This window comes from Curtobacterium sp. MCBD17_040, assembly GCF_003234805.2.
Lineage (GTDB): Bacteria > Actinomycetota > Actinomycetes > Actinomycetales > Microbacteriaceae > Curtobacterium.
This window is the reverse complement of the sequence record NZ_CP126273.1, coordinates 2,370,994-2,395,376: the sequence shown is the minus strand read 5'-3', so window position 1 is coordinate 2,395,376 and position 24,383 is coordinate 2,370,994. Positions and strand designations below refer to the sequence as shown.

Genomic DNA, 24,383 nt, shown 5'->3' with positions numbered 1-24,383 from the left:
GTGTACCTCGACCACGCCGCGACCGCGCCCGTCCGCCGCGAGGTCCTCGAGGCGATGTGGCCCTGGCTCACGGGCGACTTCGGCAACCCCTCGTCCGCCCACGAGGTCGGTGCCCGGGCCGCGCAGGGCCTCGCCGCGGCGCGGGCGGTGGTCGCCGGCGCGCTCGGCTGCCGACCGGCCGAGGTCGTGTTCACGAGCGGCGGTACCGAGTCCGACAACACCGCGGTCAAGGGCATCGCGCTCGCCGCGCCGCGCGGTCGCCGGGTGCTCACCCTCCCGACCGAGCACGACGCCGTCCTCGCGAGCTGCGACCACCTGGTACGGCACCACGGCTTCACCGTCGACCTCCTGCCGGTGGGGTCGGACGGGAGGCTCGACCCGGCCGACCTGGCCGCCGCGCTCACGCCGGACACCACGCTGGTCAGCGTCGCGCACGCGAACAACGAGATCGGCACGGTGCAGGACATCCCGGCGCTCGCCGCGGTCGCGCACGCCGTCGGCGTACCCTTGCACAGCGATGCCGTGCAGTCCGCCCCGTGGCTGCCCGTCGGGCTCGACGTGCTCGGCGCGGACGCGGTCAGCGTGTCCGGACACAAGCTCGGCACGCCGAAGGGGATCGGCGCGCTCGCGGTGCGTCGGGGCGTCCCGATCGAGCCGCTCCTGCACGGCGGTGGGCAGGAACGTGGCGTCCGCTCGGGCACCGAGGACGTCGCCGGTGCCGTCGGTCTGGCCCGGGCGTTCGAACTCGCGCTCGAGCGACGTGCGCACGCTGCCGCGGTCGCCGAGTCGGCGCGGGACGTCCTCGTCGCGGGTGTCCTGGACCGCGTACCGGACGCGGTGCTGACCGGGTCGCGCGAGCACCGCCTCCCGGGCCACGCGTCGTTCTGCCTGCCGGGCACGAACGGCGAGACGGTCCTGCTCGAGCTGGAGCAGCAGGGGATCCTGGCGTCGGCGGGCAGCGCGTGCGCGGCCGGCAGCACGGAGACGTCGCACGTGCTCGCGGCGCTTGGGCTGCCGGAGGAGGTCGCTCGCACCGCCGTGCGGTTCACGTTCGACGAGCACCTCGGGCCGGATGGCGCGGCCGCCGTGGTGGACGCCATCGCGGCAGCCGTCCACACGGTCCGCGCCCTCGCCGTCTGACCCGGAGGGGTGTACTAGACGGTCTACTCCATCTCGGGGGGCGTGTCCCCCCTTCCGCGGACAGCCCGGGGTCCGCACAATGGAGGACATGACGGACACGAGCGAGCAGCGACTGGCGAGTCCGGCGCTGCGCCCCGCGACCCGGACCTCCCGGTTCCACGCGGTGCAGCTCCTGCCGGCCCCCGCGACGATCCTCGCGCTCGGCTTCGGTGCGGCGCACGGGCTGACACTCGTGCCGCTCGCGGTCGTCGCGGTCGCCGGGATCCTGGCGACGGTCGGCAGCGCCGTCCTCCCGATGTCCGCCGAACCGGCCCGCCACCCCCTCGGAGGCGATCGCCGCACTTCCTGACACCTCGGACCCGCGCCGGTGACCACCCCCTGATCGGTCATCGACGCGTTCCGCCGGACGCACCCTGAGCGCCCGGCGGGGAGCACGGCCCACGTGGTCGCGCTCAGGCAGCCGGCTCCGCCACGGCGTCGTCGTACGAACCCCTGACCCTACGACGACACCCCCCTGAACCGTGGCGGGGCCGGCTCTGCCGTTCCCGGGCGTCGGACCGCGCGTACTCCGCCCGCGGAGCGGCGTCAGTCGAGATCGGCCTCGGGCGTGTGCGCCGCCTCCGCGCGGACCGTCTCGCCCGGCCACGTGTACGGCAGGTCGTCCGGCACGTCCGGGAACCGCTCCCGGTAGAACTCCGGCGCCTTCTGCACGAGCTTCGAGCGGTGCGATCGGTGGACGGCCTCGTCCCCGAACCACGGCGGCATGGTCACGTCGCCGTGCTCGTACGCCTCCAGGTCCTCCTCGACCCGGCCGAGGTCGATCAGCGTCTTGCCGAGGCACGTGTCGGTGTAGCCCCGTTCGAGCCAGACCGTGCACGTCGCGTCCTGGTAGGCCATGAGCGCTGGTCGGAAACCCCGCCACATCGCGACCACCGGGTGGTGCTGCCAGCCGTACCCGGGCAACGTCAACGCCCGCATCACCTGCAGGGTCTCCACGCGCTGCTTCCCGAGGCGTTTGTCGTCGAGCGACTCCGCCGAGGCACGGAAGTCCGGATAGGGCAGGAAGGTCTGCATGCCGCGGTCGTGCCTCCCGGTCGTGGGTGCGGTCCGGGGCGCGCCGAACCGCGACCGACGCTACGCGCGAGCGGTCGGTGGGGACCGGGAGTGGGGCCGGACCGCCTGTCGCGATCGGGCTGGCGGCGGTCCGATCCGGCGCCGTGCCGGTCACCGTTCCTCGACACATGTCGTCACATCGCGGCTCGTCCATGGCCGGGCGTGTGAGCATCGGCGCATGACGAGCAGCAGCCCCCGGATCGTCGGCGTGAGCGGGAGTCCCTCGGACCCGTCCCGGACGTCGACGCTCGTGCGCGCGACCGTGGACCGGTTCGCCGCCGAGTTCGAGGACGCCCGCACCACGGTCGTCGAGATCGGACCCGTGCTCGCCGACCTCGGCGCCGCGCCCACCCGCGACAGCATGGCAGCGGCGACACGAGCTGCGTTGGAGGCGGTCGAGACCGCCGACGTCCTCGTCGTCGGGAGCCCGGCCTTCCGAGCGGCGTACTCGGGAGCGTTCAAACTGTTCTTCGACTGGGTCGGGCAGTACGAGCTCGTCGACACCCCGGTGCTGCTCACGGCCACCGGCGGCAGCGATCGGCACGCGCTGCTCGTGGAGCACCAGATGCGGCCGTTGTTCGGGTTCTTCCAGTCGACGACGCTGCCGATCGGGGTGTTCGGGAACGAGCGGGACTTCGTCAAGCACGAGGGGTCGTACGAGCTGCGCAGCGTCGAGCTCGAGTTGCGCATCGACCAGGCCGTGCAGCGGGCGCTCCCGATCGTCCGCAGCGGGCGCCTCGGTGCGCTCGCCGGAGCGGACGTGCGGCGGCCCGCCGAGTTCTGACGCGCCGCGTTCCGCTGGGCGGCGTTCTGCTGCGCAGCCTTCCGACGCGTCGCGTCGACCCAGCCCATCGGGCCCGCTGGCGGCGGCGCGGTCGCTGCCGGCCGCGGCCGCCGGGCCCGGTGTGGTCGGCAATTCAGGAACGGGAGGTGCGGTGCGGGCGGGTGCGGTCCCTCCCGGCGGCGGGTTCCTGCGTTGTCGACGTGGGCCGGTCCTGTGGCTGGTGTCGGTGATTCAGGAACGGGAGGTGCGGTGCGGGCGGGTGCGGTCCCTCCCGGCGGCGGGTTCCTGCGTTGTCGACGTAGGCCGTTCCTGTGGCTGGTGCGGTCGGTGATTCAGGACGGGAGGTGCGGTGTGGGCGGGTGCGGTCCCTCCCGGCGGCGGTTTCCTGCGTTGTCGACGTGGGCCGTTCCTGTGGCTGGTGCGGTCGGCAATGCAGGAACGGGAGGTGCGGTGCAGGCCGGTGCGGTGCCTCCCGGCGGCGGTTTCCTGCGTTGTCGACGGGCCTGCGGGTGACCTCCCTCGAGGCATGGGGTGACGTCGGTGGTGGAACGGGGGTCCCGAAGCGCCGCCAGGACGGTTGGCGAGCCTATGGTCCGGTCGTCGGGTCGGTCGCGGCCCGCAGGAGGGACGCCACGGTGGGACAGGGCAGCACGGACGACGACGGCACCGGACGGGAGGCGCTGGTTCCGCCGTCCTCGTTACCGCGGCGGGCGGTGGTCGCGGCGGCTGCGTGGACCGTCCCTGCGCTCGGCGTGGTGGTGGCGACCCCGGCGGCTGCCGCGAGTGCGGAAGCGACTGCGACCCTCGCCTTCACCGGCGCATCGGTGCGCCCCGCGGGCGGCGCGCTGTCCGACGCGACGTTGACGGTGCTCTCCGGGAGCGGAACCCCGTCGCCAGGGGAGACCGTCGTCTTCAGCGTGTCCGGACCGGCGTTCTTCGGCACGCCGGGGACCACCACGGCGACGGCGGTGACGGACGCGGCGGGCCAGGCCACCGCGACCGGCCTCGTCGCATCGCTCGACCCCGGGGTCATCGTGCTCACCGCGTCGGTCGCGGGACTGCCGCCCGCGGTGGCGCAGGTGACGACCACGCCGGTGCTGGACCTCGCGGTGACCGACGTGGGGAACGCTGCCGGGAGCGGCTGGCAGCCGTTCGTCGAGCGGCCGCTCGAGTACCTGGACGAGCACCAGCAGTGGCTCTGGCAGAGCGGGAGGACGTACTCCGTGACGACGGCCTTCAGCAACACGGGACCGGACGCCCCCGCCGGCGCGGTCGTCCGGGTGGTCGTGCCGGACGTGCTGCCCGCCGGTGGCGCCTTGGTCTCGGCGGCTCGCATCGTCGCCTTCAGCGCGACGGCCACCGCGCTGGGGATGAGCGCCGCGACCGTCACCCCACGTCCCGTGTCCCCGGAGGAGGGATTCGCGGAGGACTTCGTCGTGGCCGTCCCGATCCCCGCCGGGGCCGCGTTCGGCTTCACCGTCGCCCTCGACGTCCGGCCGGTCGGTGTCGAGCGGTTCGCGTACAACAGCGTCGTGGTGTCGATCGCGACCGGCGTCTCCGACGACGCCGACCGCGACACGGCCGACGACACGATGACGAGCGCCCCGTTCGCCATGGACCCCGCGACGTAGGTCGGCGGCCGACCGCGGACGGCCGACGGCCGGGAGGCGCGGTGCGGGCGTGCCCCGTGCCTCCTGCCTGCGGGTTCCTGCGGTGTCGACCGCCCGCGCGCGCGTCCCGCCGCGACTCGGGGGCGACAACTCAGGACGGGAGGCGCGGTGCGGCCGCGCCCCGCCCCTCCTGGCTGCGGGTTCCTGCGGTGTCGACCGCCCGCGCGCGCGTCCCGCCGCGACTCGGGGGCGACAACTCAGGACGGGAGGCGCGGTGCGGGCGTGTCCCGTGCCTCCTGGCTGCGGGTTCCTGCGGTGTCGACGCGGGTCGGTCCTGCCGCCTGCCGCCTGCCGCGGCTCGGATGAGAACGCAGGACGGGAGGCGCGGTGCGGGCTTGCGCCGTCCCTCCCAGCGGCGGTTTCCTGCGTTGTCGACCGGCAGCGCGCGCGGTCCCGACGTGATCAGCCGAGCAGGGTCGCCAGGTGGAGCACCGCCAGCCGGTAGCCGTCGGCCCCGGCGCCCTCGATCACGGCGGTGGCCGCGGTCGCGACGTGGTCGACGTGGCGGAACGGCTCGCGCTTGAAGACGTTCGACAGGTGGACCTCGACGACGGGCACCGTCAGGGCCTCGACCGCGTCGTGCAGCGCGACCGACGTGTGGGCGTAGGCAGCGGGGTTGATGACGACGCCGGCGTGGTCGTCGAGCGCCTCGTGGAGCCACGTGACGAGCTCGCCCTCGTGGTTGCTCTGTCGGAAGGCGACCTCGAGTCCGAGCGGCTCCGCGGTCGTCCGCACCAGGTCCTCGAGCTCCTGCAGCGTGACCGTGCCGTACTGCGCGGGATCACGGCGTCCCAGGATGTCGAGGTTCGGACCGTTGAGGACCAGGATGCGGGGCGCGGGCATCCTCCGAGGATAACGACCGAGCCCATCCTGTGCGCCTCACCGGATGTGAACGGTCACACGCGACGAAACCGAGAGTCGGCGGAGAAGTTCCACCCGGTTCCCTGAGGTGTAACGTTCCTGGTCGGATCGGCTCCGAGCCGCTCCCGCCCCCACACGGAGGCACGCCGACACGATCGAGTGCGTCTCCCGAGCCCGTCCCCGGGCCCCGCCCCGCAAGCACTTCGACGAGGAGTTGACATGGTTCTCGCTGCAGGACAGAACGGGATCCAACTCGATCTGAGTTGGGTCGACTACGTGATGATCATCGTGTACTTCGCGGTGGTCATCGGCATCGGTTTCACGGCCCGTCGCCGGGTCCGGACGAGCATGGACTTCTTCCTGTCGGGCCGGTCGATGCCCGCCTGGATCACCGGTCTGGCGTTCGTCTCCGCGAACCTCGGTGCCACCGAGATCCTCGGCATGGCCGCGAACGGCGCGCAGATCGGCATGGCGACCCTGCACTACTACCTCATCGGCGCGGTGCCGGCGATGGTGTTCCTCGGCCTCGTGATGATGCCCTTCTACTACGGCTCGAAGGTGCGATCGGTGCCGGAGTTCATGCTCCGCCGGTTCGGCAAGGCCCCGCACCTCGTCAACGCCCTGGCGTTCGCGGTGTCGAACGTCCTCATCGCGGGCATCAACCTCTACGCGATGGCGATCGTCATCGAGGCGATGCTCGGCTGGCCCGAGTGGCTCGCGATCATCGTCAGCGCGGGCTTCGTGCTCGTGTACATCACCCTCGGCGGGCTCTCGAGCGCGATCTACAACGAGGTCATGCAGTTCTTCGTGATCATCGCCGGGCTCATCCCGCTGACGATCGTGGGCCTGCACCGTGTCGGTGGCTGGTCCGGGCTCACCAAAGCGGTCGAGCACACCGACGGCGCGCGGCACCTGTCCACCTGGGCGGGCACGGCGATCGGGCACACGACGAACCCGATCGGGGCGAACTGGCTCGCCATCGTGCTCGGCCTCGGCTTCGTGCTGAGCTTCGGGTACTGGACCACGAACTTCACCGAGGTGCAGCGCGCGTTCTCGGCGAAGAACATGTCGGCCGCCCGTCGGACCCCGCTCATCGCGGCGTTCCCGAAGCTGTTCATCCCGTTCATCGTCGTCATCCCGGGTCTGATCGCCGCGGCGACGCTCGGGAACCAGCTCGCCGGTGCGCACCACTCCGGACTGAGCTACAACGACGCGATCCCGAAGCTCATCCAGATGTACCTGCCGACGGGCGTGCTCGGCGTCGCGGTGACCGGGCTGCTCGCGAGCTTCATGGCCGGCATGGCGGCGAACGTGTCGAGCTTCAACACGGTCTTCACCTACGACATCTGGCAGCGCTACATCAAGCCGAACATGCCGGACGTGCACTACCTCAAGACCGGGCGCTGGGTGACGATCGTCGGTGTGCTCATCGGCATCGCGACGGCGTTCCTGGCCGCGCAGGCGCAGAACATCATGACGTACATGCAGACGCTGTTCTCGTTCTTCAACGCGCCGCTGTTCGCCGTGTTCATCCTCGGCCTGCTGTGGAAGCGCATGACGACCTCGGCGGCGCTGTGGTCGTACATCGCGGGCATCATCGCGCCGACCGTCACGTGGATCGCCTACCTCGTCAACCCGAAGCTCTTCGCGACGGGCACCGCCGAGACCCTCTACGGCGCGATCATCTCGTTCGTCACGGTGCTCGTGTTCGGGTTCCTCATCAGCATGTTCACGAAGCCGCGGGACGAGCGTGAGCTCGGTGGGCTGGTGTACGGCATCGGCAAGATCGACCTGCACGGCGACTCGGTCGCGACGGACACCGCCTGGTACCGGTCGCCGGCACTGCTCGGGACGGCTGCGCTCGTCCTGTGCGTGCTCCTGTACCTGCCGTTCCTGTAGACCGTCCTGATTCGACAAGGAGATCACCATGAGTGAGACCAACAAGCCGGGCACCGCTCCCGGCGGCGAGGGCGCTCCGATGACGGACGCCGAGAAGCGCGAGTACGTCACGTCCACCCGTCGGTTCGACCTGCGCCGCATCCTCGGGGGCCTGTTCGTCCTGTACGGGATCATCGTCACGCTGACGGGCATCGCGCACCACGCGACCGACGGTCAGAAGACCGGCGGCATCCAGATCAACCTGTGGACGGGCATCTCGATGCTCGTCCTCGGGCTGCTCTTCTTCCTGTGGGACCGGCTGGCGCCGGTGCCCGAGGAGGACATCGTCGGCAACCTCGAGCGCGAGGACGTCGAGAAGGCCGCGGGCGAGGGCCACGAGCTGGCCTGACGCGCGCACAGGCCCGACGGGAGGGTCGTACCGGCACCGGTACGGCCCTCCCGTCCGTCGTGTCCCGGCCGGGAGGCGCGGCGCGGAACCGCCACGCGCCGCACCGACCCGCTCCTCGCGTCCTCCGCTGCCGAGGGCCAGCCCCCGGTCGGCGCCGGGCACCTGTCGGTGGGGGCCGGGAGGATCGGCACATGACCGACCCGACGCCCGCCGACCCCGTGCCCGTGCCCGTGCCCGTGCCCGTGCCCGCCGATCCGACGCCTGCCGATCCGGTGCCTGCCGATCCGCCTGCTGATCCGGTGCCTGCTCATCCGGTGCCCGATGCGCGGAGCGCCGTTCCCGACCTCGTCCGCGGCCAGGACGGCCGTGCACGCCCCCGATGGGCGGCGACCGATCCGCTGCTGCGCGAGTACTACGACACCGAGTGGGGGATGCCCGTCCGGGACGAGCGCGGCCTCTACGAACGGTTGAGCCTCGAGGCGTTCCAGTCCGGCCTGAGCTGGCGCACGGTCCTGGCGAAGCGACCGGCGTTCCGACGTGCATTCGCCGATTTCGACCCGGACGTCGTGGCGTCCTTCGGCGAGGCCGACGTCGCCCGCTGCATGGCCGACGTGGGCATCGTCCGGAACCGCGCGAAGGTGCTCGCGACGATCACGAACGCGAACGCGACGATCGCCCTCCGCGACGAGGGCGGCCTGGCCGAGTTCGTCTGGTCCTTCCGGCCCGAGACGACACCCGCGCCCCGGAGCGTCGCCGAGGTCCCGACCACGAGCCCGGAGTCGGTCGCGCTCGCGAAGGCCCTGCGGAAGCGGGGCTTCGCGTTCGTCGGTCCCACGACGATGTTCGCGCTCATGGAGGCCGTCGGGGTCGTCGACACCCACCTCGTGGGCAGCCACCGTCGCGGCAGCTCCGGTGTCTGGCCGGCCTGACCGTTCAGCGCCCTCGTCTCGGACGTCCGCGTGTCGGGCGGGCGGTCCGGCCGCGGCCGCCGGCCGTGCCGGGGCGGCCGTTGGACTCGTTGCCGGAGCCGCGCCGCGCCTCCCGGCCGTCGGCACCGGGGCGACCGCGGGCCTCCCGGCCGTCGCTGCTGACGCGACCGCGGGTCTGCCGGCCGTCCGTGCCGTCCGCGTCACGCACGTCCGCGGCGTCCCGCCCGCGGGAGCTGTTCGCGGTGCGCCCTCGGACGATGCCGATGAACTCGTCCGTCACCGGCGAGGCGTCCGCGTCGCGCCAGACGAGCGCGACGCGCGTCCCCTCGACGTCGACGAGCGGACGGGCGACGAGGTCGCGGCGGCTCGCCGCACGGAACAGGGACTGGGGCAGCACAGCGAGTCCGACGCCCGCGGCGACGAGATCGAGCGTGCCGTCGAGGTCGTCCGGAACCGGGCCGCCGCCGAGCAGGGTCATCCCGACGAGGTCGCGCTCGGTGACGCTGTCGACCTCGGCGAACTCGGAGTCCTTCGGAGCGGCGACGACCGGCGTCTCCGTCCACAGCGGGATCGCGCGCAGCCCCTCGGTCACGGGGAGCCGGGCGAAGCACATGTCGGCGTCGCCGTCGAGCGCCCGGTCGACCTCGTCGGCGCCGACCGCGCGGAGCACGAGTTCGACGTCCGGCATCCGCTCCCGCCACACCCGTGCCCACCGTGCGGGGGAGACGCCCGGGACGAACGCGACGGTGAGGGTTCCGGGCATGCGTCGAGCATAGGACCGGGGCGGGTCCCGTACCCTGGTGGGCATGGCGCAGGAACAGACGATGAAGCCGGAGACGGCCGCGAAGAAGCTCGGCATCCTGGTGTCCGCGGCGCCCGAGTCGTTCCGCTCGGCGCCGGTGTCGCGCTCCACGTTCGAGGCGCTGCAGGCCGAGCCGCCGGAGTGGCTCGCGGAGCTCCGGCGCGAGGGTCCGCACCCCCGGCCGGTCGTCGCCGCGAAGCTCGGCGTGTCGGTCTCGGGACTCGCGCGCGCGGGTGTCGACGACGCGCTGACGACGGCCGAGATCAAGGCGCTCCTGCAGGAGATGCCCGAGTGGCTCGTCCGCGAGCGTGCGACGCAGGCCGCGGTGCGCGCCGAGAACACCCGCGTCAAGGAGCAGCGAGCCGCACGGGCCGCGACGCGCTGACCCCGCACCCCCGACTGCCGAGCCGCTGAGGCCTCCCGGTGCACGACCCGATCGCGACCGCCATGCTCGTGGTGCCGCAGTTCGCGTCGGTCTGCTGCGTCGTCGGCGACCGGTACCGGCCCCGGCCGGCGGTGGTCGTACCGGCGTTGGTGATGCTCGTGGCCATGCTGCTCCCGGCGTTCGGGGTGGGGACCGGCTGGTCCCTCGTGGCCGGGGCGGCGTTGTTGCTCGTGGCGCCCCTCCCGGTCATCGGGTCGCGCGCTCGGGCGGCCAACGCGCCAGGACGGGCCGAGGACGGCCGGGAGGCCCGGCGCGCGGACCCGATGGACGTGCACCGGGCGCTCTCCGCGGTCGTCATGGCGGGGATGCTGCTGCTCGGTGCCATGAGCGGTGCGATGAGCGGTGCCGGATCGAGCGGCGCGAGCGGCGTCACGACGAGCGGGGCGGGGTACGGCTCGACCGCGTCGGCGGTGCTGGGTGCCGCGTCGGCCGATCCGATGGCGCACACGCTCGTCCTCACGGCGGTGCTCGGTGCGGGTGTCGTGGGGTACTGCGCGTTCAGCGGGTGGCTGCTGCGGTACGAGTGGGGCCGGGAGGACCGCCGTGCGGTGCGGAGCGGCGAGGTCTTCGCGATGACGGTCGCGGTCGTCGGCATGACGCTCATGATGTGACGGGTGGTGCCGGCTGCCCCGTCGTGCGACGATCAGGGACACCATCGACGGATGGTTCGACCAGGAGGCCCGCCCGTGCTCGATCGTTCGACTCCGGCCACCCGCGCCGACAGCTGGTCCGTCCGCCTCGACGAGGTCGACGAGCGCATCCTGTGGGTCCTGGCGTCCGACGCTCGGATCCCCAACAACCGGTTGGCGGCCGAGGTCGGCGTCGCTCCGTCCACCTGCCTGACCCGGGTCCGGGCTCTGGAGCAGGCGGGCATCATCCGCGGGTACCGCGCCGACGTCGACATCGCACGCCTCGGGTTCGCGATCGAGGCGATGGTCTCCGTGCGGGTCCACGCCGCGGCACGTCGAGAACTCCGGGAGTTCGCCAAACGACTGCTCGCGATCCCGGTCGTGCTCGACGTGTCGTTCCTCGCCGGCGACAAGGACTTCCTCGTGCACATCGCGTGCACCTCGACCGAGCAGCTGCGGGACTTCGTGGCCGACGAGCTGAGCGGCGACCCGTCCGTCGCGACGACGCAGACGAACATCGTGTTCGAGCGGCTCGTCGCCGAGCGGCCCCGGCAGGCGCGCTCGTTCGGGGAACTCCGGCGCTGGCAGGCGTAGCGACGCGTCAGCGCGTCAGCGTCATCGGGACGTGAGGGATGCCGTCCTCGATGAACTCGTCACCGGTCTGCACGAAGCCGAACCGGGCGTACCAGTCGCGCAGGTGGGACTGTGCGTCGATGGCGATGCTGCCGCTGCGGCACGAGTCGATCGCGGCGCGGATGAGCTCCGACGCGAGCCCCGTGCCCCGCGCACCGCGGGCGGTGGCGACCCGGCCGATGCGCTCGGTGCCGTCCGGCTCGTGGAGCACCCGGAGCGTGGCGTCGACCGATCCGTTGCCGCTCCACCACTGCACGGTCCCCGGCTCGAGGTCGCGGCCGTCGATGTCCGGGTAGGCGCACTCCTGCTCGACGACGAACACGTCCTGCCGTAGCCGCAGGATCTCGTGGAGCGTGACGACGTCGAGGTTGCGGGTCGGGGCGCTGAAGATCGAGGCCACGGTGTCCTTCCTGCCGCCCGTCGTGGGGCGATGCGAACCGGCCGCTCCGGGTGGCGGCCGTCGTCCACTCTACGGGCGGGGCCGGTGCGGTAATGTTCCGTCCACGTACAGCGCTCCGGGGTCGGTGCAATTCCGAACCGGTGGTGACAGTCCACGAGCTGCGGGCGGACCGATGTCCGACCGTGGTCGACCCGGTGGAACTCCGGGACCGACGGTGAGAGTCCGGACGGGAGGAAGCGCTGGGCGGTCCACCGTCGTGGGCCGTCCGTGGCGTCCTCCCGTGGAACCCTCCGGAGTCCCGACAGACAGGACACCAGTGTTCACGGGCATCATCGAGGAACTCGGCCACGTCGACCGCGTGGAGGACCGCGGGGACTCCATCGCGCTCACCGTCACCGGCCCCGTCGCGGTCGAGGGCGTCCGGCACGGCGACTCGATCGCGGTGAGCGGCGTCTGCCTGACCGTCGTGGAACACGACGCGTCGTCGTTCACGGCGTTCGTCATGCGGCAGACGCTCGACATGAGCGTGCACGGCGGCCTGCGGGCCGGTGACCGCGTGAACCTGGAGCGGGCGGCGCGCGTCGGCGACCGACTCGGCGGTCACATCGTGCAGGGGCACGTCGACGGGACGGCCACCGTGCTCGCCACCGAGGACGGCGACGGCTGGCGACGGGTCCGCTTCGCCCTGACCCCGGGACTGGCGCCCCTCGTCGTCGACAAGGGGTCCGTCGCCCTCGACGGCGTCAGCCTGACCGTCAGCGCCGTGTCGGACGAGGCCGTCGCCCCGGACGCAGCGTGGTTCGAGGTCTCGCTCATCCCGGAGACCCTCGCCGCCACGACGCTCGGCGCCCTGCGCACCGGCGACCGTGTGAACGTCGAGACGGACGTGCTCGCCCGGCACGTCCGCCGCATGCTCCGCCTGGAGGCACGATGACCGCCACCGGCGCCGACGCACCGCCGGCGGGGCTCGCGTCGGTCGAGGAGGCCCTCCGGTCGCTCATCGCCGGCCGCCCGGTCATCGTGGCGGACGACGAGCAGCGTGAGAACGAGGGCGACGTCGTCCTCGCCGCGGAACTCGCGACACCGGAGTGGATCGCGTGGACGGTCCGGCACTCGTCCGGGTTCATCTGCGCGCCGGTGAGCGCCGCGATCGCCGACGCCCTCGACCTGCCGCCGATGGTCGAGCGGAGCGAGGACGTCCGCGGCACCGCCTACACGGTGACGGTCGACGCCGCCGCGGGGATCACGACCGGCATCTCGGCGACCGATCGTGCACGGACCCTCCGCGTGCTCGCCGATCCGCGATCGCAGCGCGGGGACCTGCACCGACCGGGTCACGTCGTCCCGCTCCGGGCACGTCCCGGCGGCGTCCGCGAGCGCCCGGGGCACACCGAGGCGGCGATCGACCTCGTGACGGCGGCCGGCCTCCGCGCTGCCGCAGCGATCTGCGAGATCGTCGGCGACGACGGCGCGATGATGCGCCTGCCGGCGCTGCTGGAACTCGGGGCGCGCGAAGGCGTCCCGGTCATCACGATCGCCGAGCTCAGCGCGTGGCTGGCGGCGCGGGACGGGGCCGGACGGTCCCGGAGAGGACAGGACGGATGAGCGGAGCAGGAGCGGCCGAGCGTGACGAGGTCGACGGAACGGGTGTCCACGTGGCGATCGTCGCCGGGCGCTGGCACGAGACGATCGCCGGGGGGCTCCTCCAGGGCGCCCTGCGTGAGGCCGAGCGGCTCGGGGCGAGCACCGAGGTGATCCACGTCCCCGGCAGTTTCGAGCTGCCGGTCGTGGCGAAGGCCGCGCTCGTGGCCGGGGCGGACGCGGCGGTCGCCCTCGGCGTCGTGATCCGTGGCGGCACACCGCACTTCGAGTACGTGTCGGACGCGGCGACGAGCGGCCTGGTCCGGGTCGCGCTCGACACGGGCAAGCCCGTCGGCTTCGGGGTGCTCACCCTCGACGACGAGCAGCAGGGGCTGGACCGTGCCGGGTTGCCCGGCTCGAAGGAGGACAAGGGTGCCGAGGCGCTGCACGCGGCGGTCTCGACGGCCGTGGCGCTGCGCGGTCTCCACCGTCGCGCCTGACCGACCCGCGACCGGCCGCTGTCGCCGGGACGGCGAACGGCCCCGCACGCGCTCGACACTGTCGCCGGGACGGCGAACGGCCCCGCACGCGCTCGACGATGCCGCCGGGACGGCGAACGGCCCCGCATCCGATGGGATGCGGGGCCGTTCCGTTCCGTCGAGGAACGCTAGCGCTTGGAGAAGGCGTGGATCGGCAGTCCGAACGACAGGCACATCAGGAGGATGCCGCCGAAGAAGATGAAGCCCTGCCCACTGGAGACCTGGAACGCGACACCGAACAGGTAGATCGCGACGACCAACAGTGCGATCGAGAACAGGGCGAGGAAGACGCGGCCCACGAGGTACCTCCGGTGACGAGCGGTTGAACGACGCCCAGTCTAGTCCCCGGTGACGGCCGCGGTCGTTCAGGCGTCGGGGCGGGTGGCGACGAGTCGGTCGACGACGCCGAGGATGTCCTCCATCACGACACCCTCGGCACGGGAGCGCCCGCCCGCGACCGCGCCGAGCGCCGCGGCGTGGTACAGGCCGTCGCCCATGAGCTTGATCGCCTGCGCCGTGGGGACGTCGCCGAGGTGGTCGACGAGCGCCGCGAGCCAGGCACCTTCGACCTCGTCGAGGGTGCGACCGGCCTCCTCGTAGCCGGCCTGCTGCAGCCGTGACGCGGCGAGGAGTGCGAGGTCGAGCTCGCTGCCGACGAACTCGCAGTTGCTGACGAAGTACCGCGCCGGGCCGTCCGTCGCCGCCCGCATCCGCTCCACGTCGGCGACCCCGAGGTCCGAGAGCCGCTCGCACAGGCCCGCGACGAGCGCCGCCTTGGACCCGAAGTGGTAGAGCAATCCGCCCTTCGACACCCCAGCGCGGGCCGCGACGGCATCGAGCGTGGCGACGCGCTCGCCGTCGTCGCACACGATGCCGACGAAGCTGTCGAGGATGCGGTCCCGCGCGCTGGTCATCTCCTCAGTCTAGGGAGCGCGGTGCGGGAGCCAGCGTTTGCAGTGTGTACCGTCCGGTCGGTACAGTAGATCGGTCAACCTCGCCGCGACGCGTGCCGTCGCCTGCGCAGCACCACCGCCGTCCCGGAAGCACCACCGATGTCCCTGCTCCTCGCCCCCGTCCGCCGTCCGTCCGCGTCGACACGCACCCGACGGTTCGCCGCCCTCGCGGTCCTCATGCTCCCCGTGCTCCTCATCGCGGTCGACAACACCGTGCTGAGCTTCGCGCTCCCGGCGATCTCCGCCGACCTCCACCCCGCCGCCACCACGCTGCTCTGGGTGGTCGACGCGTACCCCCTCGTCCTGGCTGGGCTCCTCGTCGTCATGGGCAGCCTCGGCGATCGGTGGGGGCGCCGCCGCCTGCTCTTCGTCGGCGCGACGGGCTTCGCCGCGTTCTCGGTCGCCGCCGCGTTCGCGACCGATGCCTGGATGCTCGTCGCCGCCCGGGTCGCGATGGGCGTCTTCGGCGCGATGCTCATGCCGTCGACGCTGTCGCTCATCCGCAACGTGTTCGAGGACCGTGCAGAGCGACGCCTCGCGCTGGCGGTGTGGTCCTGCACGTTCTCCGCAGGCGGCGCGCTCGGGCCCCTGGTCGGTGGCGTCCTCCTCGCGCACTTCGGCTGGGGGAGCGTGTTCCTCCTCGCCGTGCCGATCCTCGTCCTGCTGCTCCTCACCGCGCCGTTCCTCGTGCCCGAGTCCCGTGATCCCGCTCCGGGTCCCGTGGACTTCGTGAGCATGGCGTTGTCGCTCGCGGCGCTCGCCCCGACGGCGTGGGCGATCAAGTCGCTGGCCGATCCGGACACCCGCGGTGCCGCGCTCGCCGCACTCGCGGTCGGGGTCGTCTGCGGCGTCGCCTTCGTCCGGCGCCAGCTCACCGCACGTGTGCCGATGCTCGACGTCCGGCTGTTCCGCAGCGTGCCGTTCACGGGCAGCATCGTCACGAACATGACGGCGATGTTCTCGCTCACGGGGTTCCTGTACTTCATCTCGCAGCACCTGCAGCTCGTCGCCGGGCTCGACCCGTTCACCGCCGGACTCGTCCTGCTGCCGGGCACGGTGTTGTCGGTCGTCGCCGGGCTCGTGGTCGTCCCGGTCGTCGCCCGGATCGCTCCGCGATGGGTGGTCGCGGTGTCGCTGCTGTCCTCGGCCGCCGCGTACGCCCTGGTCGCCGCGCTCGGACACGGTGCGGACATCCGGGCGCTCGCCGTGGCGTACGTGCTCCTGGGCGTCGGGATCGGCGCGTCCGAGACCGTGACGAACGACCTCATCGTGTCGACGGTGCCCGCCGCGAAGTCGGGTGCGGCGTCGGCGCTGTCGGAGACGGCTTACGAGATCGGCGCCGTGCTCGGCACGGCCGTGCTCGGGACCGTGCTCGCCGCCGCGTACCGCGCGCACGTCGTCGTGCCGGCGGGGCTGTCATCGACCGAGCACGTCGCCGCCGGCCAGACGCTCGGCGGGGCGGTCGCCGCCGCGCGGTCCCTCGGCGGCCACGCGGGCGCTGAGCTGCTCGCATCGGCGCGCGCCGCGTTCGACTCGGGCGTCACGACGACCGCCGGCGTCGCCGCGGTGCTCATGGTCGCAGCTGCGGTCGGCGCGTGGTTCACGCTCCGGCGCGTCCGCTGACCCTCGCGCCCGCCGCGCCGGTCGGGCCCGCCGCGCCGGTCGGGCCCGCCGCGCCGGTGGACGCCTCGGCCGCCCGTGCCACGCCCGACCGCACGCGAATGCTGTGGATCTTGACCTCAACGGCGCTCGAAGTCCTACGTTGGGACGTGGCCCTGACGGGTCGCGCCCGAAGAGGAAGAGAACGAGCCCCGACTGATGCCCCAGGTCGACGCCCCCCAGTCCGTGCCCGGCACCCCGGGTGACCTGACCGACGCCTACAAGGCGGCGTTCCGCGGACACCCTGCCGGGGTCGCGGTCATCACGGCGGACACACCGGACGGTCCGACCGGGCTCACGGCCTCGTCGGTGGCGTCGGTGGCGGTCGACCCGCCCGTCCTCGTGTTCTCGCTGTCGACGAACTCCGGGTCGGCGGGTGCGGTGCTCGGTGCGCCGCTGTTCGTGGTCCACCTGATGCACGCGGGCGGCGTGGAGCTCGCCCGGCGCTTCGCCTCCACGGGGAGTCCGTCCGTCGACGAGCCGGGCATCTGGGAGCGCCTGCCCTCCGGCGACTGGTACCTGCCCGCGGCGGCATCGGTCCTGCGGTGTCGTCCGCTCTCGACGACGCCGATCGGCAGCTCGACGGTGGTCGTCGCCGAGGTGCTCGACATCGTGCTCGGCCTCGAGCAGGGTGAGCCGCTCGTCTACCACAACCGGGAGTTCCACTCCCTCACCGATCGTTCCCGGCTGGTCCATCCGGCCGCGGGGCCCGCACGTCCAACCCAACACGAAAGGACATCCGATGGCTGAGTACACCCTTCCGGAACTGCCGTACGACTACGCCGCGCTCGAGCCGCACATCAGCGGCAAGATCATGCAGCTCCACCACGACAAGCACCACGCGACCTACGTGGCGGGAGCGAACACCGCCCTGCAGCAGCTCGGTGAGGCCCGTGAGTCGGGCAACCTCGCGAACGTCAACAAGCTCGAGAAGGACCTCGCGTTCAACCTCGGTGGCCACGTGAACCACTCGATCTTCTGGACGAACCTCGGCCCGGACACGAAGGTGCCCGAGGGTGAGCTCGCCGCGGCGATCGACGAGTTCTTCGGCTCGTTCGACCAGTTCAAGGCCCAGTTCTCCGCGGTCGCCACGGGCATCCAGGGCTCGGGCTGGTCGGTGCTCGCCTGGGACATCGTGGGGCAGCAGCTCACGACGTTCCAGCTGTTCGACCAGCAGGGCAACATCCCGTTCGGGCTCGTCCCGATCTTCATGCTCGACATGTGGGAGCACGCGTTCTACCTCGACTACCTCAACGTCAAGGCGGACTACGTCAAGGCCGTGTGGAACATCGTCGACTGGGAGAACGTCGCCGCGCGCTTCGCCAACGCCAGGGCGCAGTCGTTCGTCACGCTCTGACCTGACCGTCGCGGTCCGGCACGACGCCGCGATCGCGATCAGGTTCGACACGGAGGCCGCCCCGTTCGGGGCGGCCTTCGTCGTGCTCGGCGTCCGGCCCCGCGGTGTCCATCGGCCCCACCGCCGCATCGGCACGTCCGGCGGCGAGGGCCAACGTGTGTGCGATCCGGTGCAGCGCCTGGTCCGCCGCCTGCTGGTCGCCGTCGAGCACACCGCCCCACTGCACGCCCCGCGCGTACAGGACGGCCTCGCGCCCCCGTCGCTCGGGATCAGTGACGTCGTGATGCCGGCACCACGCGACGACGGACGCGACCTGGCGGTCGTGCCGCGGGCGGTGCCGACATCCGCCGCGGAGCGGCTCGGTCGCGCCGAGCTCGAACGTCAACCGCGCGGCCAAGTACCGATCGGGATCGCCGAGGTTGCCGAACTGCTCCCGGAACCAGCCGCGGAGGTCCGTCGGCGTCGCGGCGGAGTCGAGCTCCACGTGGTCGCACGTCCGCTCGAGGTGCTCCACCACGGCGTCCACCAAGGCGTCCCGGGATCCGAAGTGGTACACGAGCGGGTACGCGCTGGTGCCGAGGGCCCGACCCACGCCGCGCAGCGTGACGGCCTCGATCGGTGTGGCCCGCAGATGCGCGGCGACGCGTTCGACGATCGCGGGCTTGATGCTGGGATCGGGTCTGCGTGGCACGGCGGTCCTGTCCTCCGGTGTCGTCGAGGTCGACTGGCATGTGGAATGCTACCGGAGGTGGTCGTGCGCCCGTGCACGTTCCACAGGCGTCCGCGGCCGGTCAGACCGGAGGTGCGTCCTCCACCCGGACCGTGAGCGTCTGCACGAGTCCGGCCGCGATCGGAGCGAGACGGATCTCGACCCGCAGGAGACCGGTGCTCCCCGGGTGCCACCACACCAGGTGCGTGGGTGACCGCGTCTCCTCGCGCACGGGGCGGGCCGCGAGGTCCGCGCCGGACGCGGACAGGGCCTCCCGGACGGCTGCACGGCGGCGTTCGTAGGGCACGTCCATCGCGACGTTCGGTGTGCACACCGCGTCGGCGAGGTCGTCGGGGAACCCGTCGGCCAGGAGGCGCGTCACGGCCGCCTGCGCGCGTCGCGTCACGTCGAGCACCGGGTCCGCAGGGGGTGCGGGTCGTGCGGACAGCAGGAGGTCGTGCGCCTCCGTCGCGGCCATCGGCACCCGAGCCCCGGTCGCGTTCTCGAACGCGACCACGCCGACGCCGTCGGCCGTGCTCCATCGCATGTGTGCGGAGAAGCCCGGGTAGCCGCCCGAGTGCGACACGATCGTCCCGACGACCGGGTCCTGTTCGACGAACAGCCCGAAGCCGTACCCGGCAGGGCGATCCCGCAGACCCGGGAGGCCCGTCCCGCCCGCGATCGTCCGTGACGCCTGCTGCATGGCACGACGGTCGGCTGCCGACAGTGGCGCCGACCCGGACCACGCCGCCGCCCCGGTCGTCCCGACGCCGATGCCGTCGAACGCGGCGGCCAGGAACCGCGCCCACGCCGCGAGGTCCGTGACCGTCGAGAACAGACCGCCGATGCTCGAGAACGCACCCGGGCCGGAGAACGGCAGCCGTTCCCAGCCGTCCGGGCCAGATCGGTACCCGGACGCGAGCGCGGCCCCGTCGGGCGCGGTGAACGCCGTCCGGGTGAGCCCGAGCGGGTCGAGCAGCTCCTCGGTCGCGAAGCGCTGGTACGGCCGACCGCTCACCCGCGCCACGACACGGCCGAGCAGTGCGTAACCGAGGTTCGAGTAGGCGAAGCCCGTTCCCGGCACCCGGTCGAAGAGCAGGCCGCCGCGGAGCACGCCGTCGAAAGCGTCGTCGGACAGGGACTCCTGCCGGTCGGCCCAGGGGTCGTCGGTCGGGAACCCGGCGGACATCGTCAGCAGCATCCGCAGCGTCGGGACGGGGGCGTCCGGGCGGGGCAGTGCGACCGACGCGAACGCGGGCACGAACGCGGTCACCGGGTCGTCGAGGTCGAGCAGGCCCCGTTCGGCGAGGAGCAGCAGGGCCGCGGCGGTGACGCTCTTCGTGCACGAGGCGATCCGGTACGCCGTGTCATGGTCGGGCGCTCGTCCGTCACCGCGGTCCCCGTGGCCGCCACTGGCGACGAGGCCCTGGCGGTCGAACACGCCCCACGCGCTACTCGGCGCGACACCGCGCTCCACACGCTGCCGGAACAGGTCGTCGATGCGGCTCAGGACGTCCGCGGGGAGTCGGTCCGCGGGTCGTGGAGCCCTGGCGGAGGCGGCGCCGCCGGGAGCGGCGTCCGACGAGGATGCGCTGGTCACACGGCCCGCATCTGCTGGTAGGCGTCGAGGGCTCGGGCGCGGCTCGACTTGAGGTCGACCATCGGTTCCGGCCGGACCTCGTCCGCCGGGATCCACTGCCGGATGTAGCTCCGGTGCGGATCGAACTTGTCCGCCTGGAGCTGCGGGTTGAAGACGCGGAAGAAGGGGGCGGCGTCGAACCCGGAACCGGCCACCCACTGCCAGTTGCCGGCGTTGTTCGCGGAGTCGGCGTCGACGAGGGTGTCCCAGAACCACTGCTCGCCGACGCGCCAGTCGACGAGCAGGTTCTTGACGAGGAAACTCCCGACGACCAGGCGGACGCGGTTGTGCATCGCGCCGGTGTGCCAGAGCTCCCGCATGCCGGCGTCCACGAGGTCGATGCCGGTGCGGCCGTACCGCCAGCGGTCGAGCTCGTCGGACGACGCGGAGCGCCACGGGAAGGCGTCGAACTCGGGGCGGACGTTCACGGTCGCCATGTCCGGCTCGTGGTACAGCTCGTGCCAGTTGAACTCGCGCCAGGCCAGCTGTCGGAGGAACGACGGCGCCTGCCGACGCTGCGCGGGCATGAGCTCGCCGTGCAGACGGTGCCAGAGCTGGTACGGGCTGATCTCGCCCCAGCGGATGTGCGGGCTCAGTCCGCTCGCGGCGTCGGCCGACGGCTGGTCACGCTGGTCGTAGTCCTCGAGACCGTGCTCGAGGAAGTGGCGGAACCGGGCCGCGGCTCCGGCCTCGCCGGGGGTCCAGGTCGCGCGCAGGCCGCCTGCCCAGTCCGGTCGGGTCGGCAGCAGACCCCAGTCGTCGAGGGCGTCGCTCGCCACAGACGGCCCGGCTGGCACCGTCACGGGCCGCGGGAGCGGTTCGCGGGGTGTCGGCATCGCCTGCGCCGCGCGCCAGAACGGCGAGAACACCCGGTAGGGCTGGCCCTGGCCGGTGGCGAGCGTCCACGGCTCCCAGAGCAGCGCCGCCGCCGCGCTGTGCACGACGTGACCGCGGTCGGTGAGCGACTGCTTGATCCCCGTGTCGATCGCGCGTTCCGCGGCGCCGTACCGACGGTTCCAGAGGACCGTGTCCGCCGCGGTGTCGCGCACGAGCTCGTCGATCACGGTGGCCGCGGCACCCCGGCGCAGGACGAGGCGGTTCCCGCGGGCCCGGAGGTCGGCGTCGAGCGCGGCGAGCGACCCGTGCAGCCACCAGCGCGCGGCGCCACCGAACGGACGGAGGCCCTCCGACCGGTCGTCGAGGACGTACGCCACGGTGACCGGGCCGCCGGCCGTGACGGCGGCGTGCAGGGCGGGGTTGTCGTGGAGGCGCAGGTCGTCCCGCAGCCAGACGAGCGCGCCGTTCACACGCTCGGCACGGTGTCGGAGGCCAGATCGGACGCCGACGGGTCCGGGTTCGCGCGGAGCGCCGGGTGCGCCGTGGTGCCGTCGGTGGCGGCCGCGGCGGCCGTGCGGAGCTTCGTGCACAGGTGTTCGAGCTCGCCCAGCTCGTCGTCGTCGAGTCCGGCGCCGACCTGCTCGGCGATGGTGGCGGCGTGTTGCTTCGCCACGGTGCGGTAGAGGTCGAAGCCGTGTGTCGTCAACGCGACGATCACACCGCGAGCGTCCGTCGGATCGGGGAGTTTCTCGACGACGCCGCGGGCCGCCAGCCGTTCGACGAGGCGGCTGATGCTCGGCTGGGTCAGCAGGAGCTGGCCGGTCAGGTCCCGCATCCGGAGGCGCCGTCCGGGCTGCTTGGACAGGTTGTAGCAGACGTCGTACTCGTTGAACGAGATGTCGGACGACGGGAACGCGGTGTTGAGGTTGCGCATCACGGTGACCTGCGCGCGGAACAGGGCCTCCCACGCGGCGACGGCCTTCGATGTGTCACTCACTGCGGCTCCTTCCGACCTCCGCCAACTGTATCGACGGGGTCGGACGCCCGACCGGCTCGGACACGACGAAGGGCGGCCACCAGAGGCGTGGTGGCCGCCCTTCTCCCTTGCACCCAAGAGTGTCCTGCAATCACATTCCGCAACCGCTGCCACAGCAAACAGCGACTGCTCCGTCAGAATATAACGAGGTGGTAACGAGCGGTAGGTACCGGATCGTTGTTTCACTGCGAGTTCACCCAGAGCGCCCGATGCCGACGCCGGGAGCCCCCGCGGCGGTCAGAAGAGGTCGGGGGACGGCGTGGAGGCGTACCGGACGGCGACGTCCGCGTGCCGGTCGAACCGGTAGCCGACACCCCGGACCGTCCGCACGATCTCCTCGAAGGCACCGAGCTTCGAGCGGAGGCGTCGGACGTGCACGTCGATGGTCCGCTCGTTCGGCGTCTCGTCCTCGCCGTCCGCCCAGAGTCCCTCGATGATCGCCTGGCGGTCGACCGTCCGGCCCTCGCGGAGCACCAGGAACTGGAGGAGCTCGAATTCCTTGTACGTCAGCGGTGCGGTCTCGCCGTCGAGCACGACCCGCTTGCGCGAGATGTCGATCACGACGCCGGTCTCCTCGGGCTCCGCGGGCGAGGTCTGCTTCCGCGCCGCGACCGCGGATCGGTCCTGCAGCGCGAGGCGCACCACCTCGACGTCGCGGCCCCCGGAGCCCTCGGCCGCCACCGCGACCGCCGCGTAGGTCTCGGCGGCGGGGGCGAGTTGGGCCGTCAGGGCCTTGAGCTGCTCGACGATGGCCGCGAGCGAGGTGCCGGCCGCAGCGGCCTTCGCCTCGTCGATCCCGACGTAGAGGGCGAATCCGCGTGCCTCCGTGCCCTCGGGCAGAGCGCGGCTCCGGGCGGGAGCGACGACGGGACTCGTCGGGACGTCCTCGGCAGCGGGCGCAGGCCGTGCGGCACGGGCGGGCAGGGCGGTGCCGGCAGCGGGGGTACGCACGGGCGCAGCAGTGCGGGCGTGCTGGGCCGCGGGGAGAGCCGGCCCGGCGTGGGTCGGCGAAGCAGCGCCGGCGAGCGCGGTGTCGGCGGGGGCGGTGGTGTGTCGCGGGCGATCGATGGTGAGTGACATGGGAGTCCTCCTGGCTGTGGCGCTCGGAGCGCCGGTGCGTCGAATGCGTCCTCGGTCGCGGCGGCCGCGCTGCCCGGACCCCGGCGAGGGGGTTCAAGGGCGGGACGGACCGAGGGGAGCGGGTGCCTCCGCGTCGACGATCACGATGGTCGTCGGCGCCGGATCCCGGGGACCGCACACAGGACGGGGTCTCCGTCAAGGTGGGTCCGGCTGGAACGGGTGCCGGTCAGGCACACATTCGACAACACATGACCGCCATGCCCGGCATCATCATGCCGGCAGTCCCCTGGACCTCGATGAGGACGCGGGTGGACGAGGAAACAGTCATGGGGCGAGTATCGGCGGTATACCAGGGGGCTGTCAACTGTCCCGGCGGACGTGCGGACGTGCGCCCCGCGCGACGCCAGCGCCGACCGAGCCTGCGAGGGCGGTGGAAGGGGCTACTCGGCGAGTCCGCGCGCTGGAGCTGAGGCGGCGCGCCAGCGCCGCGCGACGCCAGCGCCGACCGAGCCTGCGAGCGCGGTGGAAGGGGCTACTCGGCGAGTCCGTACAACCGGTCGCCCGCGTCGCCGAGTCCGGGCACGATGTACCCGCGGTCGTCGAGTCGCTCGTCGAGGGCACCGAGGACGATCGTGACGTCCTTGCCCGCGGTGGCCTCCTCGACCGCGGCGAGCCCTTCGGGCGCGGCGAGGATGCAGACGGCGGTGACGTCCACGGCGCCCCGGTCGAACAGGAACTCGATCGCGGCCGTCAGGGAGCCACCGGTCGCGAGCATCGGGTCGAGGACGAAGCACTGCCGGTTTGACAGGTCCTCAGGCAGGCGCTCGGCGTACGTCTGGGGCTCGAGGGTCTCCTCGTTGCGCGCCATGCCGAGGAACCCGACCTCGGCCGTCGGCACGAGCTTGACCATGCCCTCGAGCATCCCGAGGCCCGCTCGGAGGATCGGCACGACGAGCGGACGCGGCTTGGCGATGGCGACGCCGACGGTGTTCGCGACGGGGGTCTCGATCGCGGTCGCGGTCACTCGCACGTTGCGCGTCGCCTCGTACGCGAGGAGCGTCACGAGCTCCTCGGTCAGAGCGCGGAACGTCGGTGCGGGCGTCGTGCGGTCGCGGAGCACCGACAACTTGTGCGTGATGAGCGGGTGATCGGCGACGTGGACTCGCATACGCTCAAGGGTACCGGCCACGGAGGCGCCACCGCGGCGGACGAGGAGGGCGAGTGGAGCACCGGCAGCACGGACCCGGGCCGGTCGGCCCCGGACCCTCGGGCATCGGCGGCGGAGCGGACCGGGGCGAGC

28 protein-coding genes and 1 riboswitch are annotated in these 24,383 nt (G+C 72.6%); of the genes, 16 read left to right on the top strand and 12 right to left on the bottom strand.

Annotation, left to right across the window (positions count from 1 at the left end):
- Nucleotides 1-1,140, top strand: a complete 1,140-nt coding sequence (locus DEI94_RS11260) for a cysteine desulfurase family protein (RefSeq protein WP_111027057.1) — start codon at nucleotides 1-3, stop codon at nucleotides 1,138-1,140.
- A gap of 88 nt (nucleotides 1,141-1,228) precedes the next feature.
- Nucleotides 1,229-1,489 (top strand): hypothetical protein, encoded by a 261-nt coding sequence (locus DEI94_RS11255; protein ID WP_146244014.1) that lies wholly within the window; start codon nucleotides 1,229-1,231, stop codon nucleotides 1,487-1,489.
- Nucleotides 1,490-1,725: 236 nt separating this feature from the next.
- On the opposite strand, the gene DEI94_RS11250 is transcribed toward DEI94_RS11255, so the two are convergent.
- Nucleotides 1,726-2,214, bottom strand: a complete 489-nt coding sequence (locus DEI94_RS11250; RefSeq protein ID WP_111027056.1) for an MSMEG_6728 family protein — start codon at nucleotides 2,212-2,214, stop codon at nucleotides 1,726-1,728.
- Nucleotides 2,215-2,431: 217 nt separating this feature from the next.
- Between DEI94_RS11250 and DEI94_RS11245 the strand changes: the two genes are divergently transcribed.
- Both DEI94_RS11245 and DEI94_RS11240 read left to right on the top strand, forming a co-directional pair.
- Nucleotides 2,432-3,037, top strand: a complete 606-nt coding sequence (locus DEI94_RS11245) for an NAD(P)H-dependent oxidoreductase (RefSeq protein ID WP_111027055.1) — start codon at nucleotides 2,432-2,434, stop codon at nucleotides 3,035-3,037.
- 635 nt (nucleotides 3,038-3,672) lie between these two features.
- Nucleotides 3,673-4,668 carry a hypothetical protein gene (locus tag DEI94_RS11240; RefSeq protein ID WP_111027054.1) on the top strand — a complete coding sequence of 332 codons (996 nt, stop codon included), beginning with the start codon at nucleotides 3,673-3,675 and terminating at the stop codon, nucleotides 4,666-4,668.
- 441 nt (nucleotides 4,669-5,109) lie between these two features.
- Here DEI94_RS11240 and aroQ read toward each other — a convergent pair whose 3' ends face one another.
- On the bottom strand, nucleotides 5,110-5,550 hold the full coding sequence (gene aroQ, locus DEI94_RS11235) for a type II 3-dehydroquinate dehydratase (protein ID WP_111009390.1): 441 nt from the start codon (nucleotides 5,548-5,550) through the stop codon (nucleotides 5,110-5,112).
- Between the two features lie 237 nt (nucleotides 5,551-5,787).
- On the opposite strand from aroQ, the gene DEI94_RS11230 reads away from it, so the two are divergent.
- From DEI94_RS11230 to DEI94_RS11220, 3 genes are all read left to right on the top strand, one after another.
- Nucleotides 5,788-7,467, top strand: coding sequence for a sodium:solute symporter family protein (locus DEI94_RS11230; protein WP_111027053.1), 1,680 nt, complete (start codon nucleotides 5,788-5,790; stop codon nucleotides 7,465-7,467).
- Nucleotides 7,468-7,495: 28 nt separating this feature from the next.
- Nucleotides 7,496-7,855, top strand: a complete 360-nt coding sequence (locus tag DEI94_RS11225) for a hypothetical protein (protein ID WP_220035630.1) — start codon at nucleotides 7,496-7,498, stop codon at nucleotides 7,853-7,855.
- A 191-nt stretch (nucleotides 7,856-8,046) separates the two neighbouring features.
- On the top strand, nucleotides 8,047-8,784 hold the full coding sequence (locus tag DEI94_RS11220) for a DNA-3-methyladenine glycosylase I (RefSeq protein WP_181441833.1): 738 nt from the start codon (nucleotides 8,047-8,049) through the stop codon (nucleotides 8,782-8,784).
- A gap of 4 nt (nucleotides 8,785-8,788) precedes the next feature.
- Here the strand turns inward: DEI94_RS11220 and DEI94_RS11215 are convergent, their stop codons facing one another.
- Entirely contained in the window at nucleotides 8,789-9,547 is a 759-nt protein-coding gene (locus tag DEI94_RS11215; protein ID WP_181435324.1) for a LysR family transcriptional regulator substrate-binding protein, read from the bottom strand.
- Nucleotides 9,548-9,590: 43 nt separating this feature from the next.
- Here DEI94_RS11215 and DEI94_RS11210 point away from each other — a divergent pair, with 43 nt between their 5' ends.
- From DEI94_RS11210 to DEI94_RS11200, 3 genes are all read left to right on the top strand, one after another.
- Entirely contained in the window at nucleotides 9,591-9,971 is a 381-nt protein-coding gene (locus DEI94_RS11210) for a DUF5997 family protein (protein WP_111009393.1), read from the top strand.
- Between the two features lie 38 nt (nucleotides 9,972-10,009).
- Entirely contained in the window at nucleotides 10,010-10,642 is a 633-nt protein-coding gene (locus DEI94_RS11205; protein WP_111027052.1) for a hypothetical protein, read from the top strand.
- 75 nt (nucleotides 10,643-10,717) lie between these two features.
- Nucleotides 10,718-11,254, top strand: coding sequence for an Lrp/AsnC family transcriptional regulator (locus DEI94_RS11200; RefSeq protein ID WP_111009395.1), 537 nt, complete (start codon nucleotides 10,718-10,720; stop codon nucleotides 11,252-11,254).
- Between the two features lie 7 nt (nucleotides 11,255-11,261).
- On the opposite strand, the gene DEI94_RS11195 is transcribed toward DEI94_RS11200, so the two are convergent.
- Nucleotides 11,262-11,693: a GNAT family N-acetyltransferase gene (locus DEI94_RS11195; RefSeq protein WP_111027051.1), complete on the bottom strand. Its 432-nt coding sequence runs from the start codon at nucleotides 11,691-11,693 to the stop codon at nucleotides 11,262-11,264.
- A gap of 106 nt (nucleotides 11,694-11,799) precedes the next feature.
- A riboswitch (FMN riboswitch) is annotated at nucleotides 11,800-11,937 on the top strand.
- A gap of 72 nt (nucleotides 11,938-12,009) precedes the next feature.
- Between DEI94_RS11195 and DEI94_RS11190 the strand changes: the two genes are divergently transcribed.
- Genes DEI94_RS11190 through ribH form a run of 3 tightly spaced genes read left to right on the top strand, consistent with a single transcriptional unit; the run spans nucleotide 12,010 to nucleotide 13,774 of the window.
- Nucleotides 12,010-12,627, top strand: a complete 618-nt coding sequence (locus DEI94_RS11190; RefSeq protein WP_111009397.1) for a riboflavin synthase — start codon at nucleotides 12,010-12,012, stop codon at nucleotides 12,625-12,627.
- Nucleotides 12,624-13,298 (top strand): 3,4-dihydroxy-2-butanone-4-phosphate synthase, encoded by a 675-nt coding sequence (gene ribB / locus DEI94_RS11185; protein WP_111027050.1) that lies wholly within the window; start codon nucleotides 12,624-12,626, stop codon nucleotides 13,296-13,298. Before DEI94_RS11190 ends, ribB begins: the two co-directional genes overlap by 4 nt.
- Nucleotides 13,295-13,774, top strand: a complete 480-nt coding sequence (ribH, locus tag DEI94_RS11180; protein WP_111009399.1) for a 6,7-dimethyl-8-ribityllumazine synthase — start codon at nucleotides 13,295-13,297, stop codon at nucleotides 13,772-13,774. Before ribB ends, ribH begins: the two co-directional genes overlap by 4 nt.
- A 167-nt stretch (nucleotides 13,775-13,941) precedes the next feature.
- On the opposite strand, the gene DEI94_RS11175 is transcribed toward ribH, so the two are convergent.
- Both DEI94_RS11175 and DEI94_RS11170 read right to left on the bottom strand, forming a co-directional pair.
- Nucleotides 13,942-14,112, bottom strand: a complete 171-nt coding sequence (locus DEI94_RS11175) for a hypothetical protein (RefSeq protein WP_181434856.1) — start codon at nucleotides 14,110-14,112, stop codon at nucleotides 13,942-13,944.
- A 66-nt stretch (nucleotides 14,113-14,178) separates the two neighbouring features.
- Nucleotides 14,179-14,727, bottom strand: a complete 549-nt coding sequence (locus DEI94_RS11170) for a TetR/AcrR family transcriptional regulator (RefSeq protein WP_111027049.1) — start codon at nucleotides 14,725-14,727, stop codon at nucleotides 14,179-14,181.
- Nucleotides 14,728-14,865: 138 nt separating this feature from the next.
- Here DEI94_RS11170 and DEI94_RS11165 point away from each other — a divergent pair, with 138 nt between their 5' ends.
- From DEI94_RS11165 to DEI94_RS11155, 3 genes are all read left to right on the top strand, one after another.
- Complete coding sequence (locus DEI94_RS11165; RefSeq protein ID WP_111027048.1) at nucleotides 14,866-16,389, top strand: MFS transporter; 1,524 nt, start codon at nucleotides 14,866-14,868, stop codon at nucleotides 16,387-16,389.
- Nucleotides 16,390-16,584: 195 nt separating this feature from the next.
- Nucleotides 16,585-17,175 (top strand): flavin reductase family protein, encoded by a 591-nt coding sequence (locus tag DEI94_RS11160; protein ID WP_111027047.1) that lies wholly within the window; start codon nucleotides 16,585-16,587, stop codon nucleotides 17,173-17,175.
- Nucleotides 17,168-17,782: a superoxide dismutase gene (locus tag DEI94_RS11155; protein ID WP_111027046.1), complete on the top strand. Its 615-nt coding sequence runs from the start codon at nucleotides 17,168-17,170 to the stop codon at nucleotides 17,780-17,782. The genes DEI94_RS11160 and DEI94_RS11155 overlap by 8 nt, the downstream gene beginning before the upstream one ends.
- On the opposite strand, the gene DEI94_RS11150 is transcribed toward DEI94_RS11155, so the two are convergent.
- The 6 genes from DEI94_RS11150 to upp form a co-directional block, all read right to left on the bottom strand.
- Nucleotides 17,772-18,473 carry a TetR/AcrR family transcriptional regulator gene (locus tag DEI94_RS11150; RefSeq protein WP_111027045.1) on the bottom strand — a complete coding sequence of 234 codons (702 nt, stop codon included), beginning with the start codon at nucleotides 18,471-18,473 and terminating at the stop codon, nucleotides 17,772-17,774. The two genes, DEI94_RS11155 and DEI94_RS11150, sit on opposite strands and share 11 nt — an antisense overlap.
- Nucleotides 18,474-18,573: 100 nt before the next feature.
- The gene (locus tag DEI94_RS11145; protein ID WP_181441832.1) at nucleotides 18,574-20,091 is read right to left on the bottom strand and encodes a serine hydrolase domain-containing protein; all 1,518 of its coding nucleotides are present in this window, start codon (nucleotides 20,089-20,091) and stop codon (nucleotides 18,574-18,576) included.
- On the bottom strand, nucleotides 20,088-21,437 hold the full coding sequence (locus DEI94_RS11140; RefSeq protein ID WP_111027043.1) for a cryptochrome/photolyase family protein: 1,350 nt from the start codon (nucleotides 21,435-21,437) through the stop codon (nucleotides 20,088-20,090). The genes DEI94_RS11145 and DEI94_RS11140 overlap by 4 nt, the downstream gene beginning before the upstream one ends.
- The gene (locus tag DEI94_RS11135) at nucleotides 21,434-21,964 is read right to left on the bottom strand and encodes a MarR family winged helix-turn-helix transcriptional regulator (RefSeq protein WP_309146556.1); all 531 of its coding nucleotides are present in this window, start codon (nucleotides 21,962-21,964) and stop codon (nucleotides 21,434-21,436) included. Before DEI94_RS11135 ends, DEI94_RS11140 begins: the two co-directional genes overlap by 4 nt.
- Nucleotides 21,965-22,240: 276 nt before the next feature.
- On the bottom strand, nucleotides 22,241-23,083 hold the full coding sequence (locus DEI94_RS11130; RefSeq protein WP_111027042.1) for a winged helix-turn-helix domain-containing protein: 843 nt from the start codon (nucleotides 23,081-23,083) through the stop codon (nucleotides 22,241-22,243).
- A 532-nt stretch (nucleotides 23,084-23,615) separates the two neighbouring features.
- Nucleotides 23,616-24,251, bottom strand: coding sequence for a uracil phosphoribosyltransferase (upp, locus tag DEI94_RS11125; protein WP_111009408.1), 636 nt, complete (start codon nucleotides 24,249-24,251; stop codon nucleotides 23,616-23,618).
- Nucleotides 24,252-24,383 lie beyond the last annotated feature (132 nt).